We start from the raw sequence: 22,497 nt of genomic DNA on the forward strand, positions 1-22,497 counted from the left end.
ACAAACGCACCATCACCCTCGACCTCTCCGCCCCCACCGGCCGCGACGCGCTCCTGCGCCTCGCCGCCACCACCGACGTGATCATCGAGAACTTCCGCCCCGGCACCCTGGAGAAGTGGGGTCTCGGCCCGGCGGAGCTGAGCGCGGTCAACCCCCGCCTGGTGCTGGCCCGCGTCACCGGCTTCGGCCAGTCGGGCCCGTACGCCCACCGCCCGGGCTTCGGCACGCTCGCCGAGGCGATGAGCGGCTTCGCGGCCATCACCGGTGAACCCGAGGGGCCGCCCACGCTCCCGCCGTTCGGCCTGGCCGACTCGATCGCCGCGCTCGCCACCGCCTACGCGGTGATGACCGCCCTGGCGGCCCGCGCCACGACCGGCCGGGGCCAGGTCGTCGACATGGCCATCATCGAGCCCATCCTCACCGTCCTCGGCCCCCAGCCGCTCTGGTACGACCAGCTCGGCTACGTCCAGCCCCGCACCGGCAACCGCTCCCGCAACAACGCCCCCCGCAACACCTACCGCACCGCCGACAACGCCTGGGTGGCCGTGTCGACCTCGGCCCAGTCCGTGGCCGAGCGCGTGATGCGCCTGGTCGGCCGGCCCGAGCTCATCGACGAGCCGTGGTTCGCCACCGGCAGCGGCCGCGCCGAGCACGCCGACGAACTCGACGAGGCGGTCGGCCACTGGATCGGCCGTCGCACCCGCGACGAGGCGCTCGCCGCCTTCGAGAAGGCCGAGGCGGCGATCGCCCCCGTCTACGACGTGCGGGACGTCATGACCGACCCGCAGTACCGCGCCCTCGACACCATCACCGAGGTCCCGGACCCCGAACTGGGCCCCCTGCGCATGCAGAACGTGCTGTTCCGCCTCTCCGAGACCCCGGGAGCGATCCGCTGGGCAGGACGCCCGCACAACGCCGACACGGAGGCCGTGCTCACCGAGGCGGGCCTGTCCCCGTCCGAGATCGCCGCGCTCCGGGCGACCGGCGGCACCCGATGACCACTCCCCTCACCGCCCTGACCTGGCTCTACGTACCGGGCGACCGCTCCGAGACGGTCGCCAAGGCGCTGCGGTCCGGCGCCGACGTCGTGATCGTCGACCTGGAGGACGCGGTCGCGCCCGACCGCAAGGAGTACGCCCGCTCGGCGACCGCGGAGCTGCTCGCCGAACCCCCGCCGACCCCGGTGCACGTACGAGTGAACGCCCTCGCCGGCCCCTTCGCCGACGACGACCTGCGCGCCCTGACCGGCCTGCCAGGCCTGGCCGCCCTGCGCCTGCCGAAGGTCACCGGCCCGGCCGAGGTGCGGCAGGTCGCGCACCGGATGCCGGACGTGCCGCTGTACGCGCTGCTCGAATCGGCCCTCGCCGTCGAGCAGGCGTACGCGATCGCCGGTGCGCACCCGGCCCTGCGCGGCGTCGCCCTGGGCGAGGCGGACCTGCGCGCCGATCTGGGCGTACGGGACGACACCGGGCTCGCCTGGCCGCGCAGCCGGGTGGTGGTCGCCGCACGGGCCGCGGGCCTGGACCCGCCGGTCCAGTCGGTGCATCCCGACCTCAAGGACCTTGAGGGCCTCGCGCGGTCGTGCGCGCGGGGCCGGGCCCTGGGCTTCCTGGGCCGTACGGCGCTGCATCCGTGCCAGCTGCCGGTGATCGAACGGGCCTTCCTGCCGACCCCGCGCGAGGTGGAGGAGGCGGAGGAGGTCGTCAAGGCGGCCGCCGCGCGGGGCGGCGCACTGGCGCTCCCGGACGGCCGCTTCGTGGACGCCGCGGTCGTGGCGGCGGCCCAGCGAACCCTGGCTCTGGCGTCCCGGTCCCCTGCCTGAGCCGGGGTATGTCCCGGCTGAGCAGCCTCGGAACGCGGTACGGGCCGGAGCGCCCCGTTGAGGAGCACTCCGGCCCGTACACCGTTCGAGGCCCGCGGGGGCCGCCGGACGCCTAGTCCGTCGCCTCGGCGTCGGCCTTGCGGCCGGTCGCGGCATCGGCGCCCGCGTCGTGCGTGTCGTCCGCGTGGTCGGCGTCGCCGGAGTGGTCGGCGTCGTCGCCGCGCGCCTCCCGCTTCTCCGGGGATGCCGGCTCGACGATCTCCTCGCGCCCCGGGCGCAGCTTCGCCGAGATCACGAAGTACGCCACCGCGCAGGCGAAGACGACGATGGAGGTCCAGACGTTCAGCCGCAGGCCCAGCACGTGGTGGGCCTCGTCGACCCGCATGTACTCGATCCAGCCGCGACCGGTGCAGTACAGCGCGATGTACAGGGCGAAGACCCGGCCGTGTCCGAGCTTGAAGCGGCGGTCGGCCCAGATGACGACGAGCGCGGCGCCGACGCACCACAGCGACTCGTACAGGAAGGTCGGGTGGTAGATCCCGGCCTCGCGGTTCGCGCCCTCGGAGATCTTCAGGCCCCAGGGCAGGTCGGTCTCGCGGCCGTACAGCTCCTGGTTGAACCAGTTGCCCCAGCGGCCGATCGCCTGGGCGAAGGCGAGGCCCGGAGCCATCGCGTCGGCCCAGGCGGGAAGCGGGATCCCGCGGCGGCGGCAGCCGATCCAGGCGCCGACCGCGCCGAGGGCGACGGCGCCCCAGATGCCGAGGCCGCCTTCCCAGATCTTGAAGGCGTCGACCCAGTCCTGGCCCTCGCTGAAGTACAGCTGGTAGTCGGTGACGACGTGGTAGAGCCGCCCGCCGACGAGGCCGAACGGCACCGCCCACACGGCGATGTCGGCCACTGTGCCGGCTTTGCCTCCCCGGGCGACCCAGCGCTTGTTGCCGTACCAGACGGCCAGGAAGACACCGGCGATGATGCAGAAGGCGTAGCCGCGGAGCGGGATCGGTCCGAGCTCGATCACACCGGTCGACGGGCTGGGAATATAGGCAAGGTCCATGGCAGGGTCGACGCTACCCTGCCGGGTGGGAGGTACGGCAACCCACCCGGCAACGTCTGGGTAACGAGCGTCGCGCCTCCTCCCCGCCCCGCCGTCCGGGCCCCGCCGCTACGGCGTGCCCGGCGGCACGTACCCCTGCGGCACCGACCCCTGCGGCACGGTGGCGGGCGGCACGGTCGCCTGGGGCATCGACGCCGGGGGCACGGAAGCCGGCGGCGCGGGCGCCTGGGGCGCGGCGGGCGGTGACGAGGTGGCGGGTGCGGGCGAGGTGGCGGACGCCGACGGCGTCGCGGTGGCCGTACCGGCCTTCTTGCCCTTGTTCGCCTCGGCGACCCACTTCTTCAGGTTGTCCGGCGAGATCTGCTCCTCGCCCTTCTTCGGGAAGACCGACTCGCCGTTGAGCTGCACGGTCGGGGTGCCGCTGAAGTTGCCCTTCTGGAACGCCTCGTTGGACTTGCGCACCCAGCCCTCGTGCGTCCCGTCGGCCACACACTGCTTGAACGGTTCTGTGACGAGCCCGTCGACCTTCCCCGCGAGCTCGATCAGGCGGCTGTCGCGGCTGAAGGCGTCGTCGGGCTCGGGCGGCTGGTTCTGGTAGAGCACGTCGTGATACGGCACGAACTTGCCCGCGTCCTGCGCGCAGGCCGCCGCGTTGGCCGCCTTCAGCGACCCGGAACCGCCCATGTTGCCGTCGATGAGGGTGGCCAGGTGGTACTCGACCTTGATCTGGCCCGCCGCCTCCAGCTCGTGGATCGTGTCCCGGAACGCGTTCTCGAACTGGGCGCACGCCGGGCAGCGGAAGTCCTCCCACACCGTGAGGGTCGACGGCGCGTCCGTCGTCCCCACCGGGATCATCGGACCGTTCCTGTCGCCCGCGCCCTGCGGGGCCACCACGGCGCTCGCGCTGTCGTCGCCGCCCCCGTCCGAGCCCGAGTTGGCGGCGAGGACGCCCACCACGGCGGCCAGGCCCAGCACGCCGACCACGGCGCCGGCCACGATCAGTGTCCGCCGGCGCCGGTCACGCGCCTTCTGTGCCTCGCGCTCCTGGATCAGGCGCTCGCGGGCGGTTCGTTTTCCGTCACGGTTCTTGTCACTCACACCCGCAGCAACGAACCGGGGAGGCGCGGGCGCGCCTCCCCGGTCCAGGTCCACCCGTACGGGTTACACCGCTCAGTTGTTCACGTCGTGCCGCGTCAGGCCGCGCCGGCCCCGTCGCCGCCCCTGCGCACGCCCCGCGCCAGCTCGCCGGCGAGCGCCCGTACGGCCTCCAGGCCCGCCGCGGCGTCCGGCGCGTCGAGCATCCGCTGGACGAACGCGGACCCGACGATCACGCCGTCCGCGAAGGCCGCGACCTCCTTCGCCTGGACCGCGTTCGAGACCCCGAGCCCGACGCACACCGGCAGTTCGGTCGTGGCCCGCGTCCTGCGCACCAGGTCCTGTGCCTGCGCGCCCACCGACTCGCGCGTGCCGGTCACACCCATCAGCGAGGCCGCGTAGACGAAGCCGGACCCGGCCGCGGTGATGGTGGCGAGCCGCTCGTCCTTGCTGCTCGGCGCGACCACGAACACCGTGGCCAGGTTGTGCTTCTCGGCGTGCTCGCGCCACAGGGCCGACTCCTGGACCGGCAGGTCGGGCAGGATGCAGCCGGCGCCGCCGGCCTCCGCCAGCTCGGCGGTGAAGCGCTCGACGCCGTACCGGTCGATCGGGTTCCAGTACGTCATGACGAGGACCGGGGCCCCGGTCGCCGCGTGTGCCTCGCGGACCGTGCGCATCACGTCCGCGATCTTGACCCCGCCCCGCAGCGCGATGTCGTCGGCGGTCTGGATGACCGGCCCGTCGAGCACCGGGTCGCTGTGCGGCAGTCCGACCTCGACGACGTCCGCGCCGCCCGCGACGACCGCCTTGACCGCGTCGATGCCACCGTCGACGGTCGGGAAGCCGGCCGGGAGGTACGCGATGAGGGCCGCCCGGTTCTCCGACCGGGCCCGCTCCAGGGTGTCGCTCAGCAGCTGAATGTTCCCGCTCACTTGGTGTCCCTCTGGATCTCGGCGGCGCCGTTGTCGGAGGAGGCGTCGGCCTCGACCGCCGCGTCGGTGTCGTACAGGCCGAAGTAGCGGGCGGCCGTGTCCATGTCCTTGTCGCCGCGCCCGGACAGGTTGACCAGGATCAGCCCGTCCTTGCCCAGCTCCTTGCCGAGCTCCAGCGCGCCCGCGAGCGCGTGGGCGCTCTCGATGGCCGGGATGATGCCCTCGGTGCGCGACAGGAGGAGCAGGGCCTGCATCGCCGCGTCGTCGGTCACCGCCCGGTACTCGCCGCGACCGCTGTCCTTGAGGTACGCGTGCTCGGGGCCGATGCCCGGGTAGTCGAGGCCCGCCGAGATCGAGTAGGGCTCGGTGATCTGGCCCTCCTCGTCCTGGAGGACGTACGACCGCGAGCCGTGCAGGATGCCGGGCTCGCCCGCCGACAGGGTGGCCGCGTGCTCGCCGGTCTCGATGCCGTGCCCGGCGGGCTCGCAGCCGACGAGGCGTACGTCCGTGTCCGGGATGAAGGCGTGGAAGAGGCCGATGGCGTTGGAACCGCCGCCGACGCACGCGACGGCCGCGTCGGGCAGCCGGCCGGCGCGCTCCAGGATCTGGCGGCGCGCCTCGACGCCGATGACCCGGTGGAAGTCGCGGACCATGGCCGGGAAGGGGTGCGGTCCGGCGACGGTGCCGAAGAGGTAGTGCGTGCGGTCCACGTTGGCGACCCAGTCGCGGAACGCCTCGTTGATGGCGTCCTTCAGGGTGCGGCTGCCGGACTTCACCGCGACGACCTCGGCACCGAGCATCCGCATGCGGGCGACGTTGAGCGCTTGGCGCTGGGTGTCGATCTCGCCCATGTAGATGGTGCATTCGAGGCCGAAGAGGGCGCACGCGGTGGCGGTCGCGACGCCGTGCTGGCCGGCGCCCGTCTCCGCGATCACGCGCGTCTTGCCCATGCGCTTGGTGAGCAGCGCCTGGCCAAGCACGTTGTTGATCTTGTGCGAGCCGGTGTGGTTCAGGTCCTCGCGCTTGAGGAAGATCCGCGCCCCGCCCGCCTGTTCGGCGAAGCGCGGCACCTCGGTGAGCGAGCTGGGCCGGCCCGTGTAGTTGACCATCAGCTCGTTCAGCTCGGCCGCGAAGGCCGGGTCGGACTTGGCCTTGTCGTACTCGACGGCGACCTCGTCGACCGCGGCGACGAGCGCCTCGGGGATGAACTTGCCGCCGTACGCGCCGAAGTAGCCCTCGGTGCTGGGGACGGTGCCCTCGGGGTCCGGAATGAAGAAGTCAGAAGACATCCGACGTACTCCTCAGAAGGGGCTGGCGCCCCATGAAAGATCAACGGGTGGAAGTGACCGTATGCGCCGCGCGCGTGATCACCCGCGTACGCCTCGGAGGCATCCGGGCGTACGGGCAGGGCAGATCGCTACAGCGCGCCTTCGGGGCGCCATCGCATGCCGTTGATCTGACCGGGCTCGGACCCGATGTGGTAGCGCACCCGCCGTCCGCGCACCCGCCGTGCCGGAGCCCGGCAGCCGCGCGGGCGGCACCCGCGCGCCAGCGGCGCGTGCGGGTCGCGCGCCGACGCCCCGGCGAGCGGGCGCGGGCCCGGCCGGGTGCGTGCGGCGGTACGGGTGAGTGAGGTCATCGGCGTCGGTTCAGCTCCGGCCGTGGCGCAGGGCCGGGTGGGCGCCCGCGGCGACGAGGTCGGCGACGGCGCCCTTCGGGTCGCGGCCGGTGACCAGCGACTCGCCGACGAGCACCGCGTCGGCGCCCGCGTTGGCGTACGCGATGAGGTCGTGCGGGCCGCGGACGCCGGACTCGGCGACCGTGACGATGCCGGCCGGGACCTCGGGGGCGACGCGCTCGAAGGTACCGCGGTCGACCTTGAGGGTCTTGAGGTTGCGGGCGTTGATACCGATGATCTTCGCGCCGGCCTCGACCGCGCGCTCGACCTCTTCCTCGTCGTGCGCCTCGACCAGCGGCGTGAGCCCGATGGACTCGGCGCGCTCGATCAGGGAGACCAGGGCCTCCTGCTCCAGCGCGGCGACGATCAGCAGGGCCAGGTCCGCGCCGTACGCCCGGGCCTCCCACAGCTGGTAGGCCGTGACGATGAAGTCCTTGCGCAGCACCGGGATGTCGACCTTGGCGCGTACGGCCTCCAGGTCGGCCAGCGAGCCGCCGAAGCGGCGCTGCTCGGTGAGCACGGAGATGACGGCCGCGCCGCCCGCCTCGTAGTCGGCGGCGAGTCCGGCGGGGTCGGCGATCGCGGCGAGCGCGCCCTTCGACGGGCTGGAGCGCTTGACCTCGCAGATGACCTGGACGCCGTCGCCGCGCAGAGCCGCGACTCCGTCCTTGGCCGGGGCTGCCTTGGCCGCGCGGTCCTTGAGCTCGTCGAGACTGACGCTTGCCTGCCGCTCCGCGAGGTCGGCGAGCACGCCTTCGATGATCTCGTCGAGCACACTCACGCGAGCGGCCCCCTTCCGGGAGGGTGATAGTGGACCAGGATCAGCCATACCAATGCTATCCGCAGAGGGCCTCAGGACTCGCATCGAGTGGCGATCAGTCCCACTACCTGGGACTTCACGGAGCGAGCGCCGAGCCGAACGGCAGGTTCCGGACGACGCTGAACACCGCCGCCGCAGCGCCGATGCCCCACCACCAGGCGGGCCTGAGGGCGATCCGCATCGGGACGCCGCGCGTGGCGCGAACCACCCAGACGGCCCACAGCACCGCGAAGACGCCGTACCCGACGACCGCCATCGCGTTCGCGCCGAAGGCGGCGGCGAGGTCGCCGGTGGCGACCGCGTGGGCGCTGCGCAGGCCGCCGCAGCCGGGGCAGAGGATGCCGGTGAGCCGCAGGAGCGGGCAGGCCGGGTAGTGGCCGGGCTCGTTGGGGTCGACCGTGCCGACGTACGCGAAGGCCGCCAGGACGCCCGCCATGGTGGCGGCCGGCACGGCGAGCCGCCGGGCGAGGGTCGCGGGCGCGGGGTGCGCGGGGTCCGGTGAGGGGCGCGGCGAAGGGGCCGGGACGGGCTGGGGCACGGTATCCACCCGCCGATTGTCCCCGCTCATGAGGAAAGGCGCAGCCCGTCGGGGGCTGCGCCTCACATCACAGGCACGACGCGGCACGTCGCGCCCACCTCGGCACGCGGCCGGAGCCGGGCCGGAAGCCGGAGAACGGTCAGCGGACCTGGACCTGGCTGTGCGGCTGGGCGCGGCCGGCCTCTTCGCGGGCGCGGCGCATCTCGTCGGACTCCTTGGCCATGCCGAGGCCGGCGGCCTTCATGGCCATGCCGACGACACCACCGAGCAGGATCACGACGATTCCCGCCCAGAAGCCGAACGGGCTGGCGAGCACCGTGAAGGCGCCCGAAATGCAGAAACCGATGAAGGCGATGGTGACACCGGTCCAGGCGGCCGGGGTGTGTCCGTGGCTGCTGCCCGCCATGAGTTGCTCCTCGTTGCTGTTGCTCTGTGGTGAGGTGATGAGTCCGTGAGTCGTGTGCTCGTCGCTCATTGTCCCGCACGGTGACCGGCGGTGTGATCTCGGGGTCACACGTCGCGCGTCGGGTCCTCGCCCCGGTCCAGTGCCTTCCAGAGGTCCTCGGGCCGGTCCGGGTCGGGCGCGGCGGGCGCCTTGCGGGCACGGGGGCTGCCGTCGCGCTCGTAACGGCCCGACATGGAGGGCCACCCGCGGCCGCACCAGAGCGCGAGCAGGCCCGCCACCAGGATCAGCAGTCCGCCGGCGGCCGTCGCGTACGGCCAGGCGGTGTGCGTGAGGGAGCCGGCCGTCGCGGCGGCGTCGCCGGTCATCTTCGCGGCCTTCTCGTCGAGCGCCGTGCCGCCGGACGCGCCGAGGAGGGCCGTGACGGCGGCGCCCGCGCCGCTGAGCGCGAGCAGCCCGGCCACCAGCAGGCGGCCCGCCCGGCGGACGGCGAAGACGGCGACGAGCGCGGCCAGGCCTACGACGGCCAGGGCCGCGGGCGCGCCGGTGACGTCCTGTCCCTCGACGGCCAGCGGGAACGCGCCGCCGGGCACCGCGGCCGCGCCCTCGGCCCAGGTCCGGCCCGAGGCGAGGAGCACGACGGCGGCGCCCAGGGCGCCGAGCAGCAGCGCGGCGGCGAGACTGCGGCGGCCGCCCGTGGAGGCGGCCGGCGCGCTCTCGCTGCGCGGAAGCGGTACAGATGCGGGGGATGCGGCAGTCACGTACCCCACTATCCCTTACGTCCTGATCCGGCTCAGAGGCGGTTCGCCGTGTGCACCGCGCGCAGCACGGCGGCGGCCTTGTTGCGGCACTCCGTGTCCTCGGCGACGGGGTCGGAGTCCGCCACCACACCGGCTCCGGCCTGCACGTACGCCGTGCCGTCGCGCAGCAGGGCGGTCCGGATGGCGATGGCGGTGTCGGAGTCGCCGGCGAAGTCCAGGTAGCCGACGCAGCCGCCGTACAGGCCGCGCCGCGACGGCTCCAGCTCCTCGATGATCTGCATGGCCCGGGGCTTCGGCGCCCCCGACAGCGTCCCGGCGGGGAAGCAGGCGGTCAGTACGTCGAAGGCGCTGCGGCCCGGGGCGACGCGCCCGGTCACGGTCGACACGATGTGCATGACGTGGGAGTACCGCTCGACGGACATGAAGTCGACGACCTCGACGCTGCCGGGCTCGCAGACCCGGCCGAGGTCGTTGCGGCCGAGGTCGACGAGCATCAGGTGCTCGGCGCGCTCCTTCGGGTCGGCGAGCAGTTCGTCGGCGAGGGCCTGGTCCTCCTGCGGCGTGGCGCCGCGGTGACGGGTCCCGGCGATCGGGTGCACCATGGCGCGCCCGTCCTCGACCTTGACCAGCGCCTCGGGGCTGGAGCCGACGACGTCGAAGCCGTCGAAGCGGAAGAGGTACATGTACGGCGAGGGGTTGGTGGCGCGCAGGACCCGGTAGACGTCCAGCGCGCTCGCCGCGCAGGGCGTCTCGAAGCGCTGGGACGGCACGACCTGGAACGCCTCGCCGGCGCGGATGCGCTCCTTGATGTCGTCGACGGCCGCCTGGTACGCCTCACCGCCCCACAGGGCGGTGTACGGCGGCAGCTCGGAGGGCGGCAGGGCGGCGGGCGCGGTCGGCACGGCCCGGCTGAGGTCGGCCTCCATCGCGTCGAGCCGGGCGACGGCGTCGGCGTACGCCTCGTCGACACCGGTGTCGAGGTCGTTGTGGTTGATCGCGTTGGCGATCAGCAGGACCGAGCCGTCCCAATGGTCGAGGACGGCGAGGTCCGAGGTGAGCAGCATGGTCAGCTCGGGCAGCTTCAGATCGTCGCGGCCGTGCTCGCCGATCTTCTCCAGGCGGCGTACGACGTCGTATCCGAGGTAGCCGACCATCCCGCCGGTGAACGGCGGCAGGCCGCCCGCGAGGTCGCGCGGGGTGTGCAGGGCATCGATGGTGGCGCGCAGCGCGTCGAGCGGGTCGCCGTCCACGGGGACGCCGACGGGCGGCGTCCCGAGCCAGTGCGCCTGTCCGTCGCGGGCGGTGAGGGTGGCGGCGCTGCGTACGCCGACGAAGGAGTAGCGGGACCAGGAGCGGCCGTTCTCGGCGGACTCCAGGAGGAAGGTGCCCCGGCGTTCGGCGGCCAGCTTGCGGTAGAGGCCGACCGGGGTGTCGCCGTCCGCGAGGAGCCGGCGGCTGACGGGGATGACACGCCGGTCGACGGCCAGCTTGCGGAAGGTCTCGATGTCCATGGCCGGTGACCTTACTGCGCGAGCGGGAGGAGGACGTCGGAGTCGAAGCAGGTGCGGTCGCCGGTGTGGCAGGCGGCGCCGACCTGGTCGACCTTGACGAGCACGGTGTCGGCGTCGCAGTCGAGCGAGACGGACTTGACGTGCTGGAAGTGCCCGGACGTGTCGCCCTTGACCCAGTACTCCTGGCGGCTGCGCGACCAGTACGTGCAGCGGCCCGTGGTGAGGGTCCGGTGGAGCGCCTCGTCGTCCATCCAGCCGAGCATGAGCACCTCACCGGTGTCGTACTGCTGGGCGATGGCCGGGACCAGGCCGTCGGCGCCGCGCTTGAGGCGGGCGGCGACGGCGGGATCGAGGCTGCTGGGTCGGGGCGAACTGGTCATGTCCGCCATTGTGCCGCGCCCGCGGGCCGTGACACCGACGCCGTCCGGTCATTGGACGCGCGGCGCCGTGGCCCTGACGGAGCAACGGCCGTACCCTGGCGGTCATGTCGACCCATGCCAAGCGCGAACGACTCCTCCTCGCCGACCTGCTGGAGGCGGCCGGACCGGGCGCCCCGACGCTGTGCGACGGCTGGACCACCCGGGATCTCGCCGCACATCTGGTGGTGCGCGAGCGCCGCGCGGACGCGGCGGGCGGAATAGTGCTGGCGGCCCTGAAGAGCCGGCTCGACCGGGTCCAGGCGGAGTTCGCCGCGAAGCCGTACGAGGAGTTGATCCAGCTCATCCGTACGGGCCCGCCGCGCATGTCCCCGTACGCCCTCAAGCAGCTCGACGAGGCGGCGAACACCGTCGAGTTCTACGTCCATGCCGAGGACGTCCGGCGGGCGCAGCCCGACTGGACGCCGCGCGAGCTCGACGCGGTCTTCGCGAACGCCCTGTGGTCGCGCGTCGAGAAGGCGGCGCGGGTGCTGGGCCGCAAGGCGCCGGTGGGTGTGGTGCTGCGTCGCCCGGACGGTCAGACGGCGGTGGCCCGTCGCGGGACGCCGGTGGTGACGGTCACGGGCGAGCCGGGCGAGCTGGTGCTGTTCGCCTTCGGCCGGCAGGAGGCGGCGCAGGTCGAGATGGAGGGCGACAAGGACGCCATCGAGCGTCTGCGTGACGCGAAGCTCGGCATCGCGATGTAGCGGGGCGGCTCACGCCGCAGGGCCCGGACGCGACCCCGAGGGGCGGTGTCCGGGCCCTGCGGGCGCGGGAGGAGCGGGACCCGGCGGCCGCTAGCGGACCGGGTGGCCCGCCTCACGCAGGGTGTCCTTGACCTGGGAGATGCGCAGGTCGCCGAAGTGGAAGACCGACGCGGCCAGCACCGCGTCCGCGCCCGCCGCGATGGCCGGCGGGAAGTGGGCGAGGCCGCCGGCGCCGCCGGAGGCGATGACCGGCACCGTGACGTGCTTGCGCACCGCCGCGATCATCTCCGTGTCGTAGCCGTCCTTGGTGCCGTCCGCGTCCATCGAGTTGAGCAGGATCTCGCCCGCGCCCAGCTCGGCCGCCCGGTGCGCCCACTCGACCGCGTCGATGCCGGCGGACTTGCGGCCGCCGTGCGTGGTGACCTCGAAGGAGCCGGACTGCGTACGGCGCGCGTCGACCGACAGCACCAGCACCTGCCGGCCGAAGCGCTCCGCGATCTCGCGGATCAGGTCGGGGCGGGCGATGGCGGCGGTGTTGACGCCGACCTTGTCCGCGCCGGCCCGCAGCAGCTTGTCGACGTCGTCGGCGGTGCGTACGCCGCCGCCGACCGTCAGCGGGATGAAGACCTGCTCGGCGGTGCGGCGCACCACGTCGTACGTCGTCTCCCGGTTGCCGGACGACGCGGTGATGTCGAGGAACGTCAGCTCGTCGGCGCCCTCCGCGTCGTACAGCTTCGCCATCTCGACGGGGTCGCCGGCGTCGCGCAGGTTCTGGAAGTTGACGCCCTTGACGACCCTGCCGTTGTCGACGTCCAGGCAGGGGATCACTCGGACCGCGAGGGTCATGATTCCTGACCTCCTCGGTCTCCTCGGTACGCCTCGATCTCGATCTCGACGACGAGGCTGGGGTCCACGAACCCGGAGACGATGATCATCGACGCCGCCGGGCGGACGTCGTCGAACAGCTCCTTGTGGGCGCGGCCGACGTCGTCGACGTCACGGGCGTGGGTGATGTACATGCGGGTGCGTACGACGTCCTCGCGGCCGAGGCCGAGCTCCGCCAGCGCGCCGAAGGCGACGTTGAAGGCGGTGACGGTCTGGTCGTAGGGCGCACCGCCGCTGATGACGCCGTCGACGACCGACGTACAGCCCGACACGAGGACGAGCCCGTTCGGCAGCTCCACGGCGCGGGAGTAGCCGAACTGCTCCTCCCACGGGGCGCCGGTCGAGACCTTTCGTACGGAACCGGAGGAGGACACCGTCATGCGGACACCGCCGCCAGCGCCTCTTCCAGGGTGAACGCCTTGGCGTACAGCGCCTTGCCGACGATCGCGCCCTCCACGCCCTGGGGGACGAGCGAGGCGATCGCCCGCAGGTCGTCGAGGGAGGAGACGCCGCCGGAGGCGACGACGGGCTTGTCGGTGGCGGCGCAGACGTTCTTCAGGAGCTCCAGGTTGGGGCCCTGGAGCGTGCCGTCCTTGGCGATGTCGGTGACGACGTACCGCGCGCAGCCCTCGGAGTCGAGGCGCGCCAGCGTCTCGTAGAGGTCGCCGCCGTCGCGGGTCCAGCCGCGGCCGCGCAGGGTCGTGCCGCGCACGTCCAGGCCGACGGCGATCTTGTCGCCGTACTCCGCGATGACCTTGGCGACCCACTCGGGGGTCTCCAGCGCGGCCGTGCCGAGGTTGACGCGCGTGCAGCCGGTGGCGAGCGCCGCCGCGAGCGAGGCGTCGTCGCGGATGCCGCCGGACAGTTCGACCTTGATGTCCATGGAGCGGGCGACCTCGGCGATCTGCTCCCGGTTGTCACCGGTGCCGAACGCCGCGTCGAGGTCGACGAGGTGCAGCCACTCGGCGCCCGCCTGCTGCCAGGCCAGCGCGGCCTGGAGCGGGTCGCCGTACGACGTCTCCGAGCCTGACTCGCCATGGACGAGGCGCACGGCCTGGCCGTCGCGGACGTCGACGGCGGGGAGGAGTTCGAGCTTCTCGGTGTTCGCGGAGGACATCAGAGGGTTCCGATCCAGTTGGTCAGCAGCTGGGCGCCGGCGTCGCCGGACTTCTCGGGGTGGAACTGGGTGGCCCACAGCGCGCCGTTCTCGACGGCCGCCACGAAGGGCTCGCCGTGCGTGCTCCACGTGACCTTGGGCGCGCGGATCTTGGCGTTGGTGACTTCCAGGCTCCAGTCGTGCACGGCGTACGAGTGCACGAAGTAGTAGCGGGTGTCGGCGTCGAGGCCGGCGAACAGCTCGCTGTCGGCGGGGGCGTCGACCGTGTTCCAGCCCATGTGCGGGACGACCGGCGCCTGGAGGGGGCCGACCGTGCCGGGCCACTCGTCGAGGCCCTCGGTCTCCACGCCGTGCTCGATGCCGCGCTCGAAGAGAATCTGCATGCCGACGCAGATGCCCATGACGGGGCGGCCGCCGGAGAGCCTGCGGCCGACGATCCAGTCGCCGCGCGCCTCGCGCAGGCCCTGCATGCAGGCGGAGAAGGCGCCGACGCCGGGGACGAGCAGCCCGTCGGCGTTCATGGCCCGGTCGAAGTCGCGGGTGATCTCGACGTCCGCGCCGACGTGGGCCAGGGCCCGCTCGGCGGACCGGACGTTGCCGAAGCCGTAGTCGAAGACGACGACCTTCTTCTTGTCGCTCATTCCCAGAGTCCTTGAATTCGCATGACACCGGCGACCAGGCACATCACGGCGCCGATGCCGAGCAGCACGATGACGCCCTTGGGCAGCTGCTGCTTCCAGAAGGAGTACACGCCGCCCAGGAGGAAGAGGCCGACGACGATCAGGATGGTGGAGAGGCCGGTCACAGGGCGCCCTTGGTCGAGGGGAGGATCCCGGCGGCGCGCGGGTCGTGCTCGCTGGCGTACCGCAGGGCACGGGCCAGGGCCTTGAACTGGCACTCCACGATGTGGTGCGCGTTGCGCCCGTACGGGACGTGCACGTGCAGGGCGATCTGGGCCTGCGCGACGAAGGACTCCAGGATGTGCCGGGTCATCGTCGTGTCGTACTCGCCGATCATCGGCGCCATCTTCTCGGGCTCGGTGTGCACGAGGTACGGGCGGCCGGAGAGGTCGACGGTGACCTGGGCGAGCGACTCGTCCAGCGGCACCGTGCAGTTGCCGAAGCGGTAGATGCCGACCTTGTCGCCGAGGGCCTGCTTGAAGGCGGCGCCGAGCGCGAGCGCGGTGTCCTCGATCGTGTGGTGCGAGTCGATGTGCAGGTCGCCGTCGGTCTTCACCGTGAGGTCGAAGAGGCCGTGGCGGCCGAGCTGGTCGAGCATGTGGTCGTAGAAGCCGACGCCTGTCGACACATCGACCTTGCCGGTGCCGTCGAGGTCTATCTCGACGAGGACCGAGGTCTCCTTGGTGGTGCGCTCGATCCGTCCTACGCGGCTCATGAGCTCTGCTCCTTCTTGAGTTCGCGTACCGCATCGAGGAACGCGTCGTTCTCTTCGGGGGTGCCGGCGGTGACCCGCAGCCAGCCCGGTACGCCGTTGTCACGGACCAGGACGCCCTGGTCGAGGATCCGCTGCCACGCCTCGTGCGAGCCTGCCGCGCCGTCGAACCGGCCGAACTGGACGAAGTTCGCGTCCGAGTCCGTCACCTCGAAGCCGATGGCGCGCAGCTCGGTGACCAGGCGGTCCCGCTCGGTCTTGAGCTGCTCGACGTACCCCAGCAGCGTATCGGTGTGTTCGAGCGCGGCGAGCGCGGTGGCCTGCGTGACGGACGACAGGTGGTACGGCAGGCGCACCAGCTGTACGGCGTCGACCACGGCCGGGTCGGCCGCGAGGTAGCCCAGGCGCAGGCCGGCGGCGCCGAAGGCCTTGGACATGGTGCGGGAGAGCACCATGTTGGGGCGGCCCTCGATGAGCGGCAGCAGGGACGGGTGGTGGCTGAACTCGCCGTACGCCTCGTCGACGACCACCAGGGACGGCTTGGCCGCCTGGGCCGCGTCGTACAGCGCGAGGACGGTGTCCGCTCCGACGGCGGTGCCGGTGGGGTTGTTGGGCGAGGTGATGAACACGACGTCGGGGCGGTGCTCGGCGATGGCCTTCTCGGCCGCCGCGACGTCGATGGTGAAGTCCTCGTGGCGCGGCCCGGAGATCCAGCCGGTGCCGGTGCCGCGCGAGATGAGGCCGTGCATCGAGTACGACGGCTCGAAGCCGATCGCGGTGCGGCCCGGGCCGCCGAAGGTCTGGAGCAGCTGCTGGATGACCTCGTTGGAGCCGTTGGCCGCCCAGACGCCGTCCATGGTCACCTCGTACCCGGCGGTGCGGGTGAGGTAGCGGGCCAGCTCGGTGCGGAGCTCGACCGCGTCCCGGTCCGGGTAGCGGTTGAGCTCGCGGGCCGCGTCGCGCACGCGCTCGGCGATGCGCTCGACGAGCGCCTCGGGCAGCGGGTACGGGTTCTCGTTGGTGTTGAGGCGTACGGGCACGTCGAGCTGGGGGGCGCCGTACGGGGACTTGCCGCGCAGCTCGTCGCGGACGGGCAGATCGTCGATGCGGACGTTGCGGGTCATTCCGTCGGCACCTTCCACCCGAACCGCGCCTTGAGGGCCGCGCCGTGCGCGGGCAGGTCCTCCGCCTCGGCCAGCGTCACCACGTGGTGGGTGACCTCGGCGAGCGCCTCGCGCGTGTAGTCGACGATGTGGATGCCGCGCAGGAACGACTGGACCGACAGGCCCGACGAGTGGCAGGCGCAGCCGCCGGTCGGCAGGACGTGGTTGGAACCGGCGCAGTAGTCGCCGAGGGAGACGGGCGCGTACGGACCGACGAAGATCGCGCCGGCGTTGCGGACCCGGGCGGCCACGGCGGACGCGTCGGCGGTCTGGATCTCCAGGTGCTCGGCGCCGTACGCGTCGACCACCTTGAGGCCGTCCTCCAGGCTGGAGACGAGCACGATCGCGGACTGCCGGCCGGCCAGCGCGGGCAGGATCCGGTCCTCGATGTGCTTGGTCGCCGCGACCTGGGGCTCCAGCTCCTTCTCGACGGCGGCCGCCAGCTCCTCGGAGTCGGTGACCAGCACGGCGGCCGCGAGCGGGTCGTGCTCGGCCTGGCTGATCAGGTCGGCGGCCACGTGCACCGGGTCGGCGGTGTCGTCCGCGAGGACGGCGATCTCGGTGGGACCGGCCTCGGTGTCGATGCCGATCCGGCCGGTGAAATAGCGCTTGGCGGCGGCGACCCAGATGTTGCCGGGGCCGGTGACCATGTTGGCGGGGGCGCATTCGTCGGTGCCGTACGCGAACATCGCCACGGCCTGCGCGCCGCCCACGGCGTAGACCTCGTCGACGCCCAGGAGCGCGCACGCGGCCAGGATCGTCGGGTGCGGCAGGCCGCCGAAGTCGGTCTGCGGCGGGGACGCGAGCGCGATCGACTCGACGCCCGCCTCCTGCGCCGGCACGGCGTTCATGATCACGGAGGACGGGTAGACGGACCGGCCGCCGGGCGCGTACAGGCCGACGCGCTCGACCGGCACCCACTTCTCGGTCACGGTGCCGCCGGGCACGACCTGGGTGGTGTGCTCGCTGCGGCGCTGCTCGCGGTGGACGATGCGGGCACGCCGGATCGACTCCTCCAGCGCGGCTCTCACCTTGGGGTCGAGCTGCTCCAGGGCGCTGCTGAGCGCTTCGGCCGGGACGCGGACGCGCTCCAGCCGCACGCCGTCGAACTTCTCCGCGTACTCGATCAGCGCCGCCGTGCCCCGATGGTGCACGTCCTCGCAGATCGGCCGCACCTTCTCCAGGGCGGCCTGTACGTCGAAGTCGGCACGGGGCAGCAGGTCGCGCAGGTCGGCGCCCTCGGGGAGGGCGTCGCCACGCAGATCGATTCGAGAGATCACGCTGCCAATTCTCTCAGACCCCGTCCGCCGACCGAGCCCACGTATCACTGGCTGATACACGCCCCACGCGTCATTCCTGACCAATAGCGTTCAGTCCGTCACTCAGAGGGAAGAACGGCTGTACGAATCGGCGAAAGGGGCGGCCTTGACCGAGCCGCAGCAAGACGTCGAAGCGCCCGACTGGCTCAGTGCCTCGGAACTCGGCATGTGGCAGGCGTTCCGCAACGGCAGCACGTACGACCTCCGCACCCGCAATCCCGTCCTGGACGACCCGTTGTCCACCCGGCCGTGGCCACCCGAACGCAGCGTCCGCGCGCGTGTCGTGGCGCTGCTGCTGCTCAGTGGTCCGCCCGCGCTTCCCGGGCGGGTCGCGGCCCTCAAGCTCAGCGGCGTACAGATCACCGGCACCCTCAAGCTCGCGGGCGGCCGCGTCGAGCCGTACGTGGAGCTGAACAACTGCCGCTTCGAGAAGGAGGTGCTGCTGCCCGAGTGCCACTTCACGACGCTGCGCATGGTGGGCTGCTCCATCCCCAGGCTGGAGGCGGCCCGGCTGCACACCCAGGGCGACCTGCATCTGCCGCGGTGCAGCGTCCCCGGCGGCATCCGGCTCACCGACGCGCAGATCGGCACAGACCTGCTCATCAACCAGATCGTCGTGCGCCAGGACCGCAACGGCCGTTCGATCGCCGCCGACGGCCTGTCCGTCGCCCAGGACCTCCAGGCCGAGATGATCGAGTCGCACGGCGAGTTCAGCCTGCGCGGCGCGAAGGTCGGGGTCTCGCTGAGCCTGCGCGGGAGCCGGCTGCGGCGGCCGTACGGCGTGGAGGGGCGGCGCGCGCTGAACGCGCCCCAGCTGACCGTGGAGCGCACGCTCTACCTGACGCCGGCCGGCATCGGTCCCCGGGGCGCCGCGCCGGGCACCACTCCGCCGTACGGCATCGGGAACACGCCGGTACGCGGCACGCGCGTGCAGCGGTTCGAGTGCGAGGGCGGACTGCGGCTCGACGACGGGCGGTTCGGCGACGCGGTGGACTTCGACGGCGCGCGGTTCGTCATGACGCTCGGGCAGGAGCTGTCGCTGCGCCGGGTCCAGACGCCCGAGCTGCGGTTCCTGTGCGAGCGGCCCGACGAGGGCAAGGTCGTCCTCTCCGGCGCGAAGGTCGGCAACCTGGTCGACAAGGCGGACAGCTGGCCCCGGCCCGGCGGGCTGACGATGAACGGCTTCACGTACGACTGCCTCGTGCCGCGCGGGCTGTTCCCGCTGGCGCGGCGGCTGGACTGGGTCACGGCCGCGACCCCGGAGTACGCCCCGGAACCGTACGAGCGGCTGGCGGCCGTCCTGCGCGGCAGCGGGGAGGACGCGGACGCCCGGGAGGTGCTCCTGGCCAAGCAGCGAAGACGGCGCGAGACACTGCCGCTCGCCGGCAAGCTGTGGGGCTACCTCCAGGACCTGACGGTGGCGTACGGCTACCGGCCGGGCCGGGCCGCGGTGTGGATGGCGGTGCTGTGGGCGGCGGGGGCGGTCGGGTTCGCGCAGCTCGACCCGCCCGCGATCAACCCGGACCAGCATCCGGAGTGGAACGCCTCGCTGTTCGCCCTTGACCTGCTGCTGCCGGTGATCAATCTCGGGCAGGACGGGTACTGGCGGCTCGGCCGGCCCTGGCAGTGGGCGGCGACGGGGCTGATCCTGCTCGGCTGGATCCTGGCGACGACGGTGGCGGCGGGGGCGTCCCGGCTGCTGCGGCGCGGCTGAGCGGGTGGGGGCACCGTCGTGGCACGGTGACCCCACCACCGTCCACTGCCTTTACCGTCCCTTGACCGACGGCGGCACAACCTTCCCAGCTGATGCGAAAGCTTCACCGCCATCCCCTGGCGCCGCCCCGACCTGCGGTTTTCAATGGATCGCACGATGTCATTCCTTCGCGCCCTGATCAGCACCGCGCGCATGATCCGCCACACCCCGAACCTGGGAGCCGGACTGCCCGACGACGACGAGGTGCTGCTCGACGTACCCGACGAGCGGCTGGGACCGACCCTCGTCGCGGCGGCCCTCGGCGACCACGGGCCCGCGGCCAAGCTCATGGCCACCACGCGGGAGGGCGCCGAGTGGGAGAACCGCGACCGGTACGCCACCCGCCTGGCGACGTTCGCCCACAGCCGCGGGGACTGGCTCGGCGACTGGCTGGCCGCCTCCCCGCGCGACCCGGACGCCCTGCTGGTGAAGGCGGAGCTGGCCGTGCGCAGGGCGTGGGAGTCGCCGGCGCGCGCGGAACGGCTGCGCGACGTCGGCCCGCTGATCGAGGCGGCGGCGGACGCCGCGCCGCGCGATCCGGTGCCGTGGCGCATCGCCCTCGACCACGCGCGCGGCACGCACGCCACGCACACGGCGTTCGAGGAGCTGTGGACCCAGGCGGTGGGCCGCTCCTCGCACCACTACGGCTGCCACGTCTCGGCGCTCCTCTATCTCTCCGCCCAGTGGTACGGCTCGCACCGCGAGTGCTTCGACTTCGCCGAACAGGCGGCGGAGGACGCCCTGCCCGGATCGCTGGTGCAGGCCCTGCCCGTACGAGCGGCCTTCGCGCACCTGATGAGCGGCGACGGCGGCGCGTCCGGTGCCGGTGCCGCCGCGGGCGTCGGGCCGGAGCGCCTCGACGCGGCGGCCGACCTGGCGATCGCGCTGTCCGGCGCGTACGAGGCGGGCGACCCGTGGCCTGCCGAGGTGCGCAACCTGCTGGCGTACGTCCTGGTCAGCCGGGGGCGGTGGGCCGAGGCGCTGGAGCAGTTCCGGCTGATCGGCCCGTACGCGACCTCATTCCCCTGGGCGTCGGTGAGCGACGACGTGCTGGGCCGGTTCCTCGAAGTGCGGGACACCGCGAAGCTCCAGGTGGCCATGGCGATGCCTTTGCGGCCTTTGCGCGGGACGGCCCGCCGGGCCGGTTCCGGCGGCCATTACGCTTGAGCGCTGTGACCACCGCTCGCCTTCCCCTCTTTCCGCTGAACTCGGTGCTGTTCCCCGGCCTGGTGCTGCCGCTGAACATTTTCGAGGAGCGTTATCGCGCCATGATGCGCGACCTGTCGAAGGGCGCGGACTCCGGCGACTCGGCACCGCCCGCCGACTCCGCCGCCTCCTCACCCGACGAGGACGAGCCGCGCCGCTTCGTGGTCGTCGCCATCCGCGACGGGCGGGAGGTCGCCCCGACCGCGCCCGGCATGCCCGACTCCACCACCCTGACCGAGCGCGGCCCCGCGGCGGGCTTCGGCCCCGACCCGGTCCAGGCCTTCCACCGGGTCGGCTGCGTCGCGGACGCGGCGACGATCCGTGAGCGCGAGGACGGGAGTTTCGAGGTACTGGCCACCGGGACGACCCGGGTCAAGATCCTCTCCGTCGACGCGAGCGGCCCGTACCTCACCGCCGAGGTGGAGGAGCTGCCCGAGGAGCCGGGCGACGACGCGGGCGCGCTGGCCGAGGGGGTGCTGCGGGCGTTCCGCAGCTACCAGAAGCGGCTGGCGGGAGCGCGGGAGCGGTCCCTGACGACGGGGGCGGAGCTGCCGGACGAGCCGTCCGTGGTGTCGTACCTGGTGGCGGCGGCGACGGTGCTCGACATCCCGGCCAAGCAGCGCCTGCTCCAGGCGCCCGACACGGCGACCCGGCTGCGCGAGGAGCTGAATCTGCTGCGCTCCGAGACCGCGGTGATCCGCCATCTCCCCTCGCTGCCCGCCGTCGAGCTGACGCGGGCGCCCACCAGCCCCAACTGACCCGGAGGCAGAGCCGCAGTGGCCAAGAAGAAGCGCCAGGCCGGAGGGACCCCGGCGACGGTCGCCCTGACCGAGGCGGGGACGGCGTACGTCCTGCACGCGTACGAGCACGACCCGGCGTCCCCCTCCTACGGCGAGGAGGCGGCGCAGGCGCTGGGGGTGACGCCGGACCGCGTGTTCAAGACCCTCGTGGCCGACATCGACGGCGCGCTGACGGTGGCGGTCGTGCCGGTGGCGGGTTCGCTCGACCTCAAGGCGCTGGCGGCGGCGGTCGGCGGAAAGCGGGCGGCGATGGCGGACCCGGTGGCGGCGGAACGCACCACGGGCTACGTCCGGGGCGGTATCTCGCCCCTGGGCCAGCGCAAGAGGCTCCCGACGGTCCTGGACGCCTCGGCCTCGTCGTACGAGACGGTGTGCGTCTCGGCGGGGCGGCGCGGCTTGGAGGTCGAACTCTCGCCCGCCGACCTGGCGGCGCTGACCGACGCGGTGATCGCCCCGATCGGGCGAGCGTAAACCCCCGTCGTACGCGGGCTCGGCGCCCCCGGCGGAGCGCCACCGGTGTCAGCCCGGCGTGCCGTCCCGCTCGCCGGCGCCCGGCCCCGGGTACGGCTCCCCGTACGGCGGTCCCCACTCCGGCTCCGGATCGCGGGGCCCGAACAGGGCCGTCAGCCCCAGGTGGACCAGCAGCGCGGCCATCGGCCACGCCAGCAGCGCCCCCTTGGCGCCGAGCTTCAGCGGCGCGTCGAACGGCACGCCCTGCCCGACCTCGCGCGCCCGCTCGACCACGTCGTCCGTCGGCCCGAGCCACACCCCGGTGCCCCAGGCCAGCAGCGAGCCGAGCAGCCCGCCGAGCGCCAGGGCGACCACCAGCGGGATGCCGCCGCGACGGTTGAACCAGAAGACCAGGGCCGCGCCGACCGCTCCGAAGGCGAGCGCCAGCAGCACGAACGTGCCGTCCGCGCCGATCGCCTCCTCGCCCTCCGAGTCCTTGAGGAAGACGGCCTTGTCGGTGGAGATCAGCGGCACGCGGGGCGCCAGCCAGAGCCACAGGAGACCGAGCCCGACGCCGAGGACCGTCAGCGCCAGGACCACCGCGGCGGCCCGGACCACCTCCGAGGAGAGGCCGCCGCCGTCGTCCTGTTCCCCGGCCGCCGCGGTGGTCCTGGC

Annotated in this window: 27 protein-coding genes; 7 read left to right on the forward strand and 20 right to left on the reverse strand. The window is 73.0% G+C overall.

What is annotated here, in order from left to right; translation table 11 throughout:
- Both E2E34_RS14040 and E2E34_RS14045 read left to right on the forward strand, forming a co-directional pair.
- A partial coding sequence (locus E2E34_RS14040) for a CaiB/BaiF CoA transferase family protein (RefSeq protein WP_138902240.1) occupies positions 1–998 on the forward strand: 998 nt, incomplete at its 5' end.
- Positions 995–1,822, forward strand: coding sequence for an HpcH/HpaI aldolase/citrate lyase family protein (locus E2E34_RS14045; RefSeq protein ID WP_138902241.1), 828 nt, complete (start codon positions 995–997; stop codon positions 1,820–1,822). The genes E2E34_RS14040 and E2E34_RS14045, both read left to right, overlap by 4 nt.
- A 112-nt stretch (positions 1,823–1,934) precedes the next feature.
- Here E2E34_RS14045 and lgt read toward each other — a convergent pair whose 3' ends face one another.
- From lgt to hisI, 11 genes are all read right to left on the reverse strand, one after another.
- Positions 1,935–2,876, reverse strand: a complete 942-nt coding sequence (lgt, locus tag E2E34_RS14050; RefSeq protein WP_138902242.1) for a prolipoprotein diacylglyceryl transferase — start codon at positions 2,874–2,876, stop codon at positions 1,935–1,937.
- Between the two features lie 108 nt (positions 2,877–2,984).
- Entirely contained in the window at positions 2,985–3,974 is a 990-nt protein-coding gene (locus E2E34_RS14055; RefSeq protein ID WP_138902243.1) for a DsbA family protein, read from the reverse strand.
- A 95-nt stretch (positions 3,975–4,069) separates the two neighbouring features.
- Positions 4,070–4,903, reverse strand: a complete 834-nt coding sequence (gene trpA / locus E2E34_RS14060; protein ID WP_138902244.1) for a tryptophan synthase subunit alpha — start codon at positions 4,901–4,903, stop codon at positions 4,070–4,072.
- Entirely contained in the window at positions 4,900–6,192 is a 1,293-nt protein-coding gene (trpB, locus tag E2E34_RS14065; RefSeq protein ID WP_138902245.1) for a tryptophan synthase subunit beta, read from the reverse strand. Before trpB ends, trpA begins: the two co-directional genes overlap by 4 nt.
- A 128-nt stretch (positions 6,193–6,320) precedes the next feature.
- On the reverse strand, positions 6,321–6,542 hold the full coding sequence (gene trpM, locus E2E34_RS14070) for a tryptophan biosynthesis modulator TrpM (RefSeq protein WP_138902246.1): 222 nt from the start codon (positions 6,540–6,542) through the stop codon (positions 6,321–6,323).
- Between the two features lie 10 nt (positions 6,543–6,552).
- Positions 6,553–7,362, reverse strand: coding sequence for an indole-3-glycerol phosphate synthase TrpC (gene trpC / locus E2E34_RS14075; RefSeq protein ID WP_138902247.1), 810 nt, complete (start codon positions 7,360–7,362; stop codon positions 6,553–6,555).
- Positions 7,363–7,477: 115 nt separating this feature from the next.
- Positions 7,478–7,948 (reverse strand): DUF2752 domain-containing protein, encoded by a 471-nt coding sequence (locus E2E34_RS14080; protein WP_344174331.1) that lies wholly within the window; start codon positions 7,946–7,948, stop codon positions 7,478–7,480.
- A gap of 130 nt (positions 7,949–8,078) precedes the next feature.
- Positions 8,079–8,345 (reverse strand): HGxxPAAW family protein, encoded by a 267-nt coding sequence (locus tag E2E34_RS14085; RefSeq protein ID WP_138902264.1) that lies wholly within the window; start codon positions 8,343–8,345, stop codon positions 8,079–8,081.
- Positions 8,346–8,449: 104 nt separating this feature from the next.
- Positions 8,450–9,103: a TIGR02234 family membrane protein gene (locus tag E2E34_RS14090; protein WP_425573328.1), complete on the reverse strand. Its 654-nt coding sequence runs from the start codon at positions 9,101–9,103 to the stop codon at positions 8,450–8,452.
- Positions 9,104–9,135: 32 nt separating this feature from the next.
- Entirely contained in the window at positions 9,136–10,614 is a 1,479-nt protein-coding gene (locus E2E34_RS14095) for an anthranilate synthase component I (protein WP_138902250.1), read from the reverse strand.
- A gap of 11 nt (positions 10,615–10,625) precedes the next feature.
- Positions 10,626–10,994, reverse strand: a complete 369-nt coding sequence (gene hisI, locus E2E34_RS14100) for a phosphoribosyl-AMP cyclohydrolase (protein WP_138902251.1) — start codon at positions 10,992–10,994, stop codon at positions 10,626–10,628.
- Positions 10,995–11,098: 104 nt separating this feature from the next.
- Between hisI and E2E34_RS14105 the strand changes: the two genes are divergently transcribed.
- Positions 11,099–11,737: a TIGR03085 family metal-binding protein gene (locus E2E34_RS14105; RefSeq protein WP_138902252.1), complete on the forward strand. Its 639-nt coding sequence runs from the start codon at positions 11,099–11,101 to the stop codon at positions 11,735–11,737.
- Between the two features lie 90 nt (positions 11,738–11,827).
- Here the strand turns inward: E2E34_RS14105 and hisF are convergent, their stop codons facing one another.
- Genes hisF through hisD form a run of 8 tightly spaced genes read right to left on the reverse strand, consistent with a single transcriptional unit; the run spans position 11,828 to position 17,574 of the window.
- Entirely contained in the window at positions 11,828–12,583 is a 756-nt protein-coding gene (hisF, locus tag E2E34_RS14110; RefSeq protein WP_138902253.1) for an imidazole glycerol phosphate synthase subunit HisF, read from the reverse strand.
- The gene (locus E2E34_RS14115) at positions 12,580–13,002 is read right to left on the reverse strand and encodes a RidA family protein (protein WP_138902254.1); all 423 of its coding nucleotides are present in this window, start codon (positions 13,000–13,002) and stop codon (positions 12,580–12,582) included. The genes hisF and E2E34_RS14115 overlap by 4 nt, the downstream gene beginning before the upstream one ends.
- A complete protein-coding gene (gene priA, locus E2E34_RS14120; protein ID WP_138902255.1) occupies positions 12,999–13,739 on the reverse strand; it encodes a bifunctional 1-(5-phosphoribosyl)-5-((5-phosphoribosylamino)methylideneamino)imidazole-4-carboxamide isomerase/phosphoribosylanthranilate isomerase PriA in 741 nt (246 codons plus the stop codon). The genes E2E34_RS14115 and priA overlap by 4 nt, the downstream gene beginning before the upstream one ends.
- Positions 13,739–14,380 carry an imidazole glycerol phosphate synthase subunit HisH gene (gene hisH, locus E2E34_RS14125; protein ID WP_138902256.1) on the reverse strand — a complete coding sequence of 214 codons (642 nt, stop codon included), beginning with the start codon at positions 14,378–14,380 and terminating at the stop codon, positions 13,739–13,741. The genes priA and hisH overlap by 1 nt, the downstream gene beginning before the upstream one ends.
- Positions 14,377–14,544, reverse strand: coding sequence for a CG2302 family histidine operon protein (locus E2E34_RS35440; RefSeq protein ID WP_167518286.1), 168 nt, complete (start codon positions 14,542–14,544; stop codon positions 14,377–14,379). The genes hisH and E2E34_RS35440 overlap by 4 nt, the downstream gene beginning before the upstream one ends.
- Positions 14,541–15,134: an imidazoleglycerol-phosphate dehydratase HisB gene (gene hisB / locus E2E34_RS14130; RefSeq protein ID WP_138902257.1), complete on the reverse strand. Its 594-nt coding sequence runs from the start codon at positions 15,132–15,134 to the stop codon at positions 14,541–14,543. The genes E2E34_RS35440 and hisB overlap by 4 nt, the downstream gene beginning before the upstream one ends.
- Complete coding sequence (locus E2E34_RS14135; RefSeq protein WP_138902258.1) at positions 15,131–16,255, reverse strand: histidinol-phosphate transaminase; 1,125 nt, start codon at positions 16,253–16,255, stop codon at positions 15,131–15,133. The genes hisB and E2E34_RS14135 overlap by 4 nt, the downstream gene beginning before the upstream one ends.
- Positions 16,252–17,574 (reverse strand): histidinol dehydrogenase, encoded by a 1,323-nt coding sequence (gene hisD, locus E2E34_RS14140; protein ID WP_138902259.1) that lies wholly within the window; start codon positions 17,572–17,574, stop codon positions 16,252–16,254. Before hisD ends, E2E34_RS14135 begins: the two co-directional genes overlap by 4 nt.
- A 145-nt stretch (positions 17,575–17,719) precedes the next feature.
- Here hisD and E2E34_RS14145 point away from each other — a divergent pair, with 145 nt between their 5' ends.
- The 4 genes from E2E34_RS14145 to ybaK all read left to right on the forward strand — a co-directional run bounded on the left by E2E34_RS14145 (position 17,720) and on the right by ybaK (position 21,843).
- Complete coding sequence (locus tag E2E34_RS14145; protein WP_138902260.1) at positions 17,720–19,327, forward strand: oxidoreductase; 1,608 nt, start codon at positions 17,720–17,722, stop codon at positions 19,325–19,327.
- 156 nt (positions 19,328–19,483) lie between these two features.
- Entirely contained in the window at positions 19,484–20,533 is a 1,050-nt protein-coding gene (locus tag E2E34_RS14150) for a hypothetical protein (RefSeq protein WP_425573327.1), read from the forward strand.
- Between the two features lie 5 nt (positions 20,534–20,538).
- Entirely contained in the window at positions 20,539–21,330 is a 792-nt protein-coding gene (locus E2E34_RS14155) for an LON peptidase substrate-binding domain-containing protein (RefSeq protein WP_138902262.1), read from the forward strand.
- Between the two features lie 18 nt (positions 21,331–21,348).
- Positions 21,349–21,843, forward strand: coding sequence for a Cys-tRNA(Pro) deacylase (gene ybaK, locus E2E34_RS14160; RefSeq protein WP_138902263.1), 495 nt, complete (start codon positions 21,349–21,351; stop codon positions 21,841–21,843).
- A gap of 48 nt (positions 21,844–21,891) precedes the next feature.
- Here the strand turns inward: ybaK and E2E34_RS14165 are convergent.
- The coding region (locus tag E2E34_RS14165; protein WP_439333680.1) for an ABC transporter permease at positions 21,892–22,497 on the reverse strand (606 nt) is incomplete at its 5' end.

Origin of the sequence: Streptomyces albidochromogenes, assembly GCF_005981925.1 — a bacterium.
GTDB lineage: Bacteria > Actinomycetota > Actinomycetes > Streptomycetales > Streptomycetaceae > Streptomyces > Streptomyces albidochromogenes.

Bases quoted from the DNA above. Each gene is read 5' to 3' on its own strand.
- hisI (WP_138902251.1), bottom strand. From the start codon at position 10,994: ATGACCAGTTCGCCCCGACCCAGCAGCCTCGATCCCGCCGTCGCCGCC.
- E2E34_RS14045 (WP_138902241.1), top strand. From the start codon at position 995: ATGACCACTCCCCTCACCGCCCTGACCTGGCTCTACGTACCGGGCGAC.
- hisB (WP_138902257.1), bottom strand. From the start codon at position 15,134: ATGAGCCGCGTAGGACGGATCGAGCGCACCACCAAGGAGACCTCGGTC.
- E2E34_RS14135 (WP_138902258.1), bottom strand. From the start codon at position 16,255: ATGACCCGCAACGTCCGCATCGACGATCTGCCCGTCCGCGACGAGCTG.
- hisF (WP_138902253.1), bottom strand. From the start codon at position 12,583: ATGACCCTCGCGGTCCGAGTGATCCCCTGCCTGGACGTCGACAACGGC.
- E2E34_RS14095 (WP_138902250.1), bottom strand. From the start codon at position 10,614: ATGGACATCGAGACCTTCCGCAAGCTGGCCGTCGACCGGCGTGTCATC.
- E2E34_RS14085 (WP_138902264.1), bottom strand. From the start codon at position 8,345: ATGGCGGGCAGCAGCCACGGACACACCCCGGCCGCCTGGACCGGTGTC.
- lgt (WP_138902242.1), bottom strand. From the start codon at position 2,876: ATGGACCTTGCCTATATTCCCAGCCCGTCGACCGGTGTGATCGAGCTC.
- priA (WP_138902255.1), bottom strand. From the start codon at position 13,739: ATGTCCTCCGCGAACACCGAGAAGCTCGAACTCCTCCCCGCCGTCGAC.
- hisH (WP_138902256.1), bottom strand. From the start codon at position 14,380: ATGAGCGACAAGAAGAAGGTCGTCGTCTTCGACTACGGCTTCGGCAAC.
- E2E34_RS14150 (WP_425573327.1), top strand. From the start codon at position 19,484: ATGTCATTCCTTCGCGCCCTGATCAGCACCGCGCGCATGATCCGCCAC.
- trpB (WP_138902245.1), bottom strand. From the start codon at position 6,192: ATGTCTTCTGACTTCTTCATTCCGGACCCCGAGGGCACCGTCCCCAGC.
- E2E34_RS14105 (WP_138902252.1), top strand. From the start codon at position 11,099: ATGTCGACCCATGCCAAGCGCGAACGACTCCTCCTCGCCGACCTGCTG.
- trpM (WP_138902246.1), bottom strand. From the start codon at position 6,542: ATGACCTCACTCACCCGTACCGCCGCACGCACCCGGCCGGGCCCGCGC.
- E2E34_RS14115 (WP_138902254.1), bottom strand. From the start codon at position 13,002: ATGACGGTGTCCTCCTCCGGTTCCGTACGAAAGGTCTCGACCGGCGCC.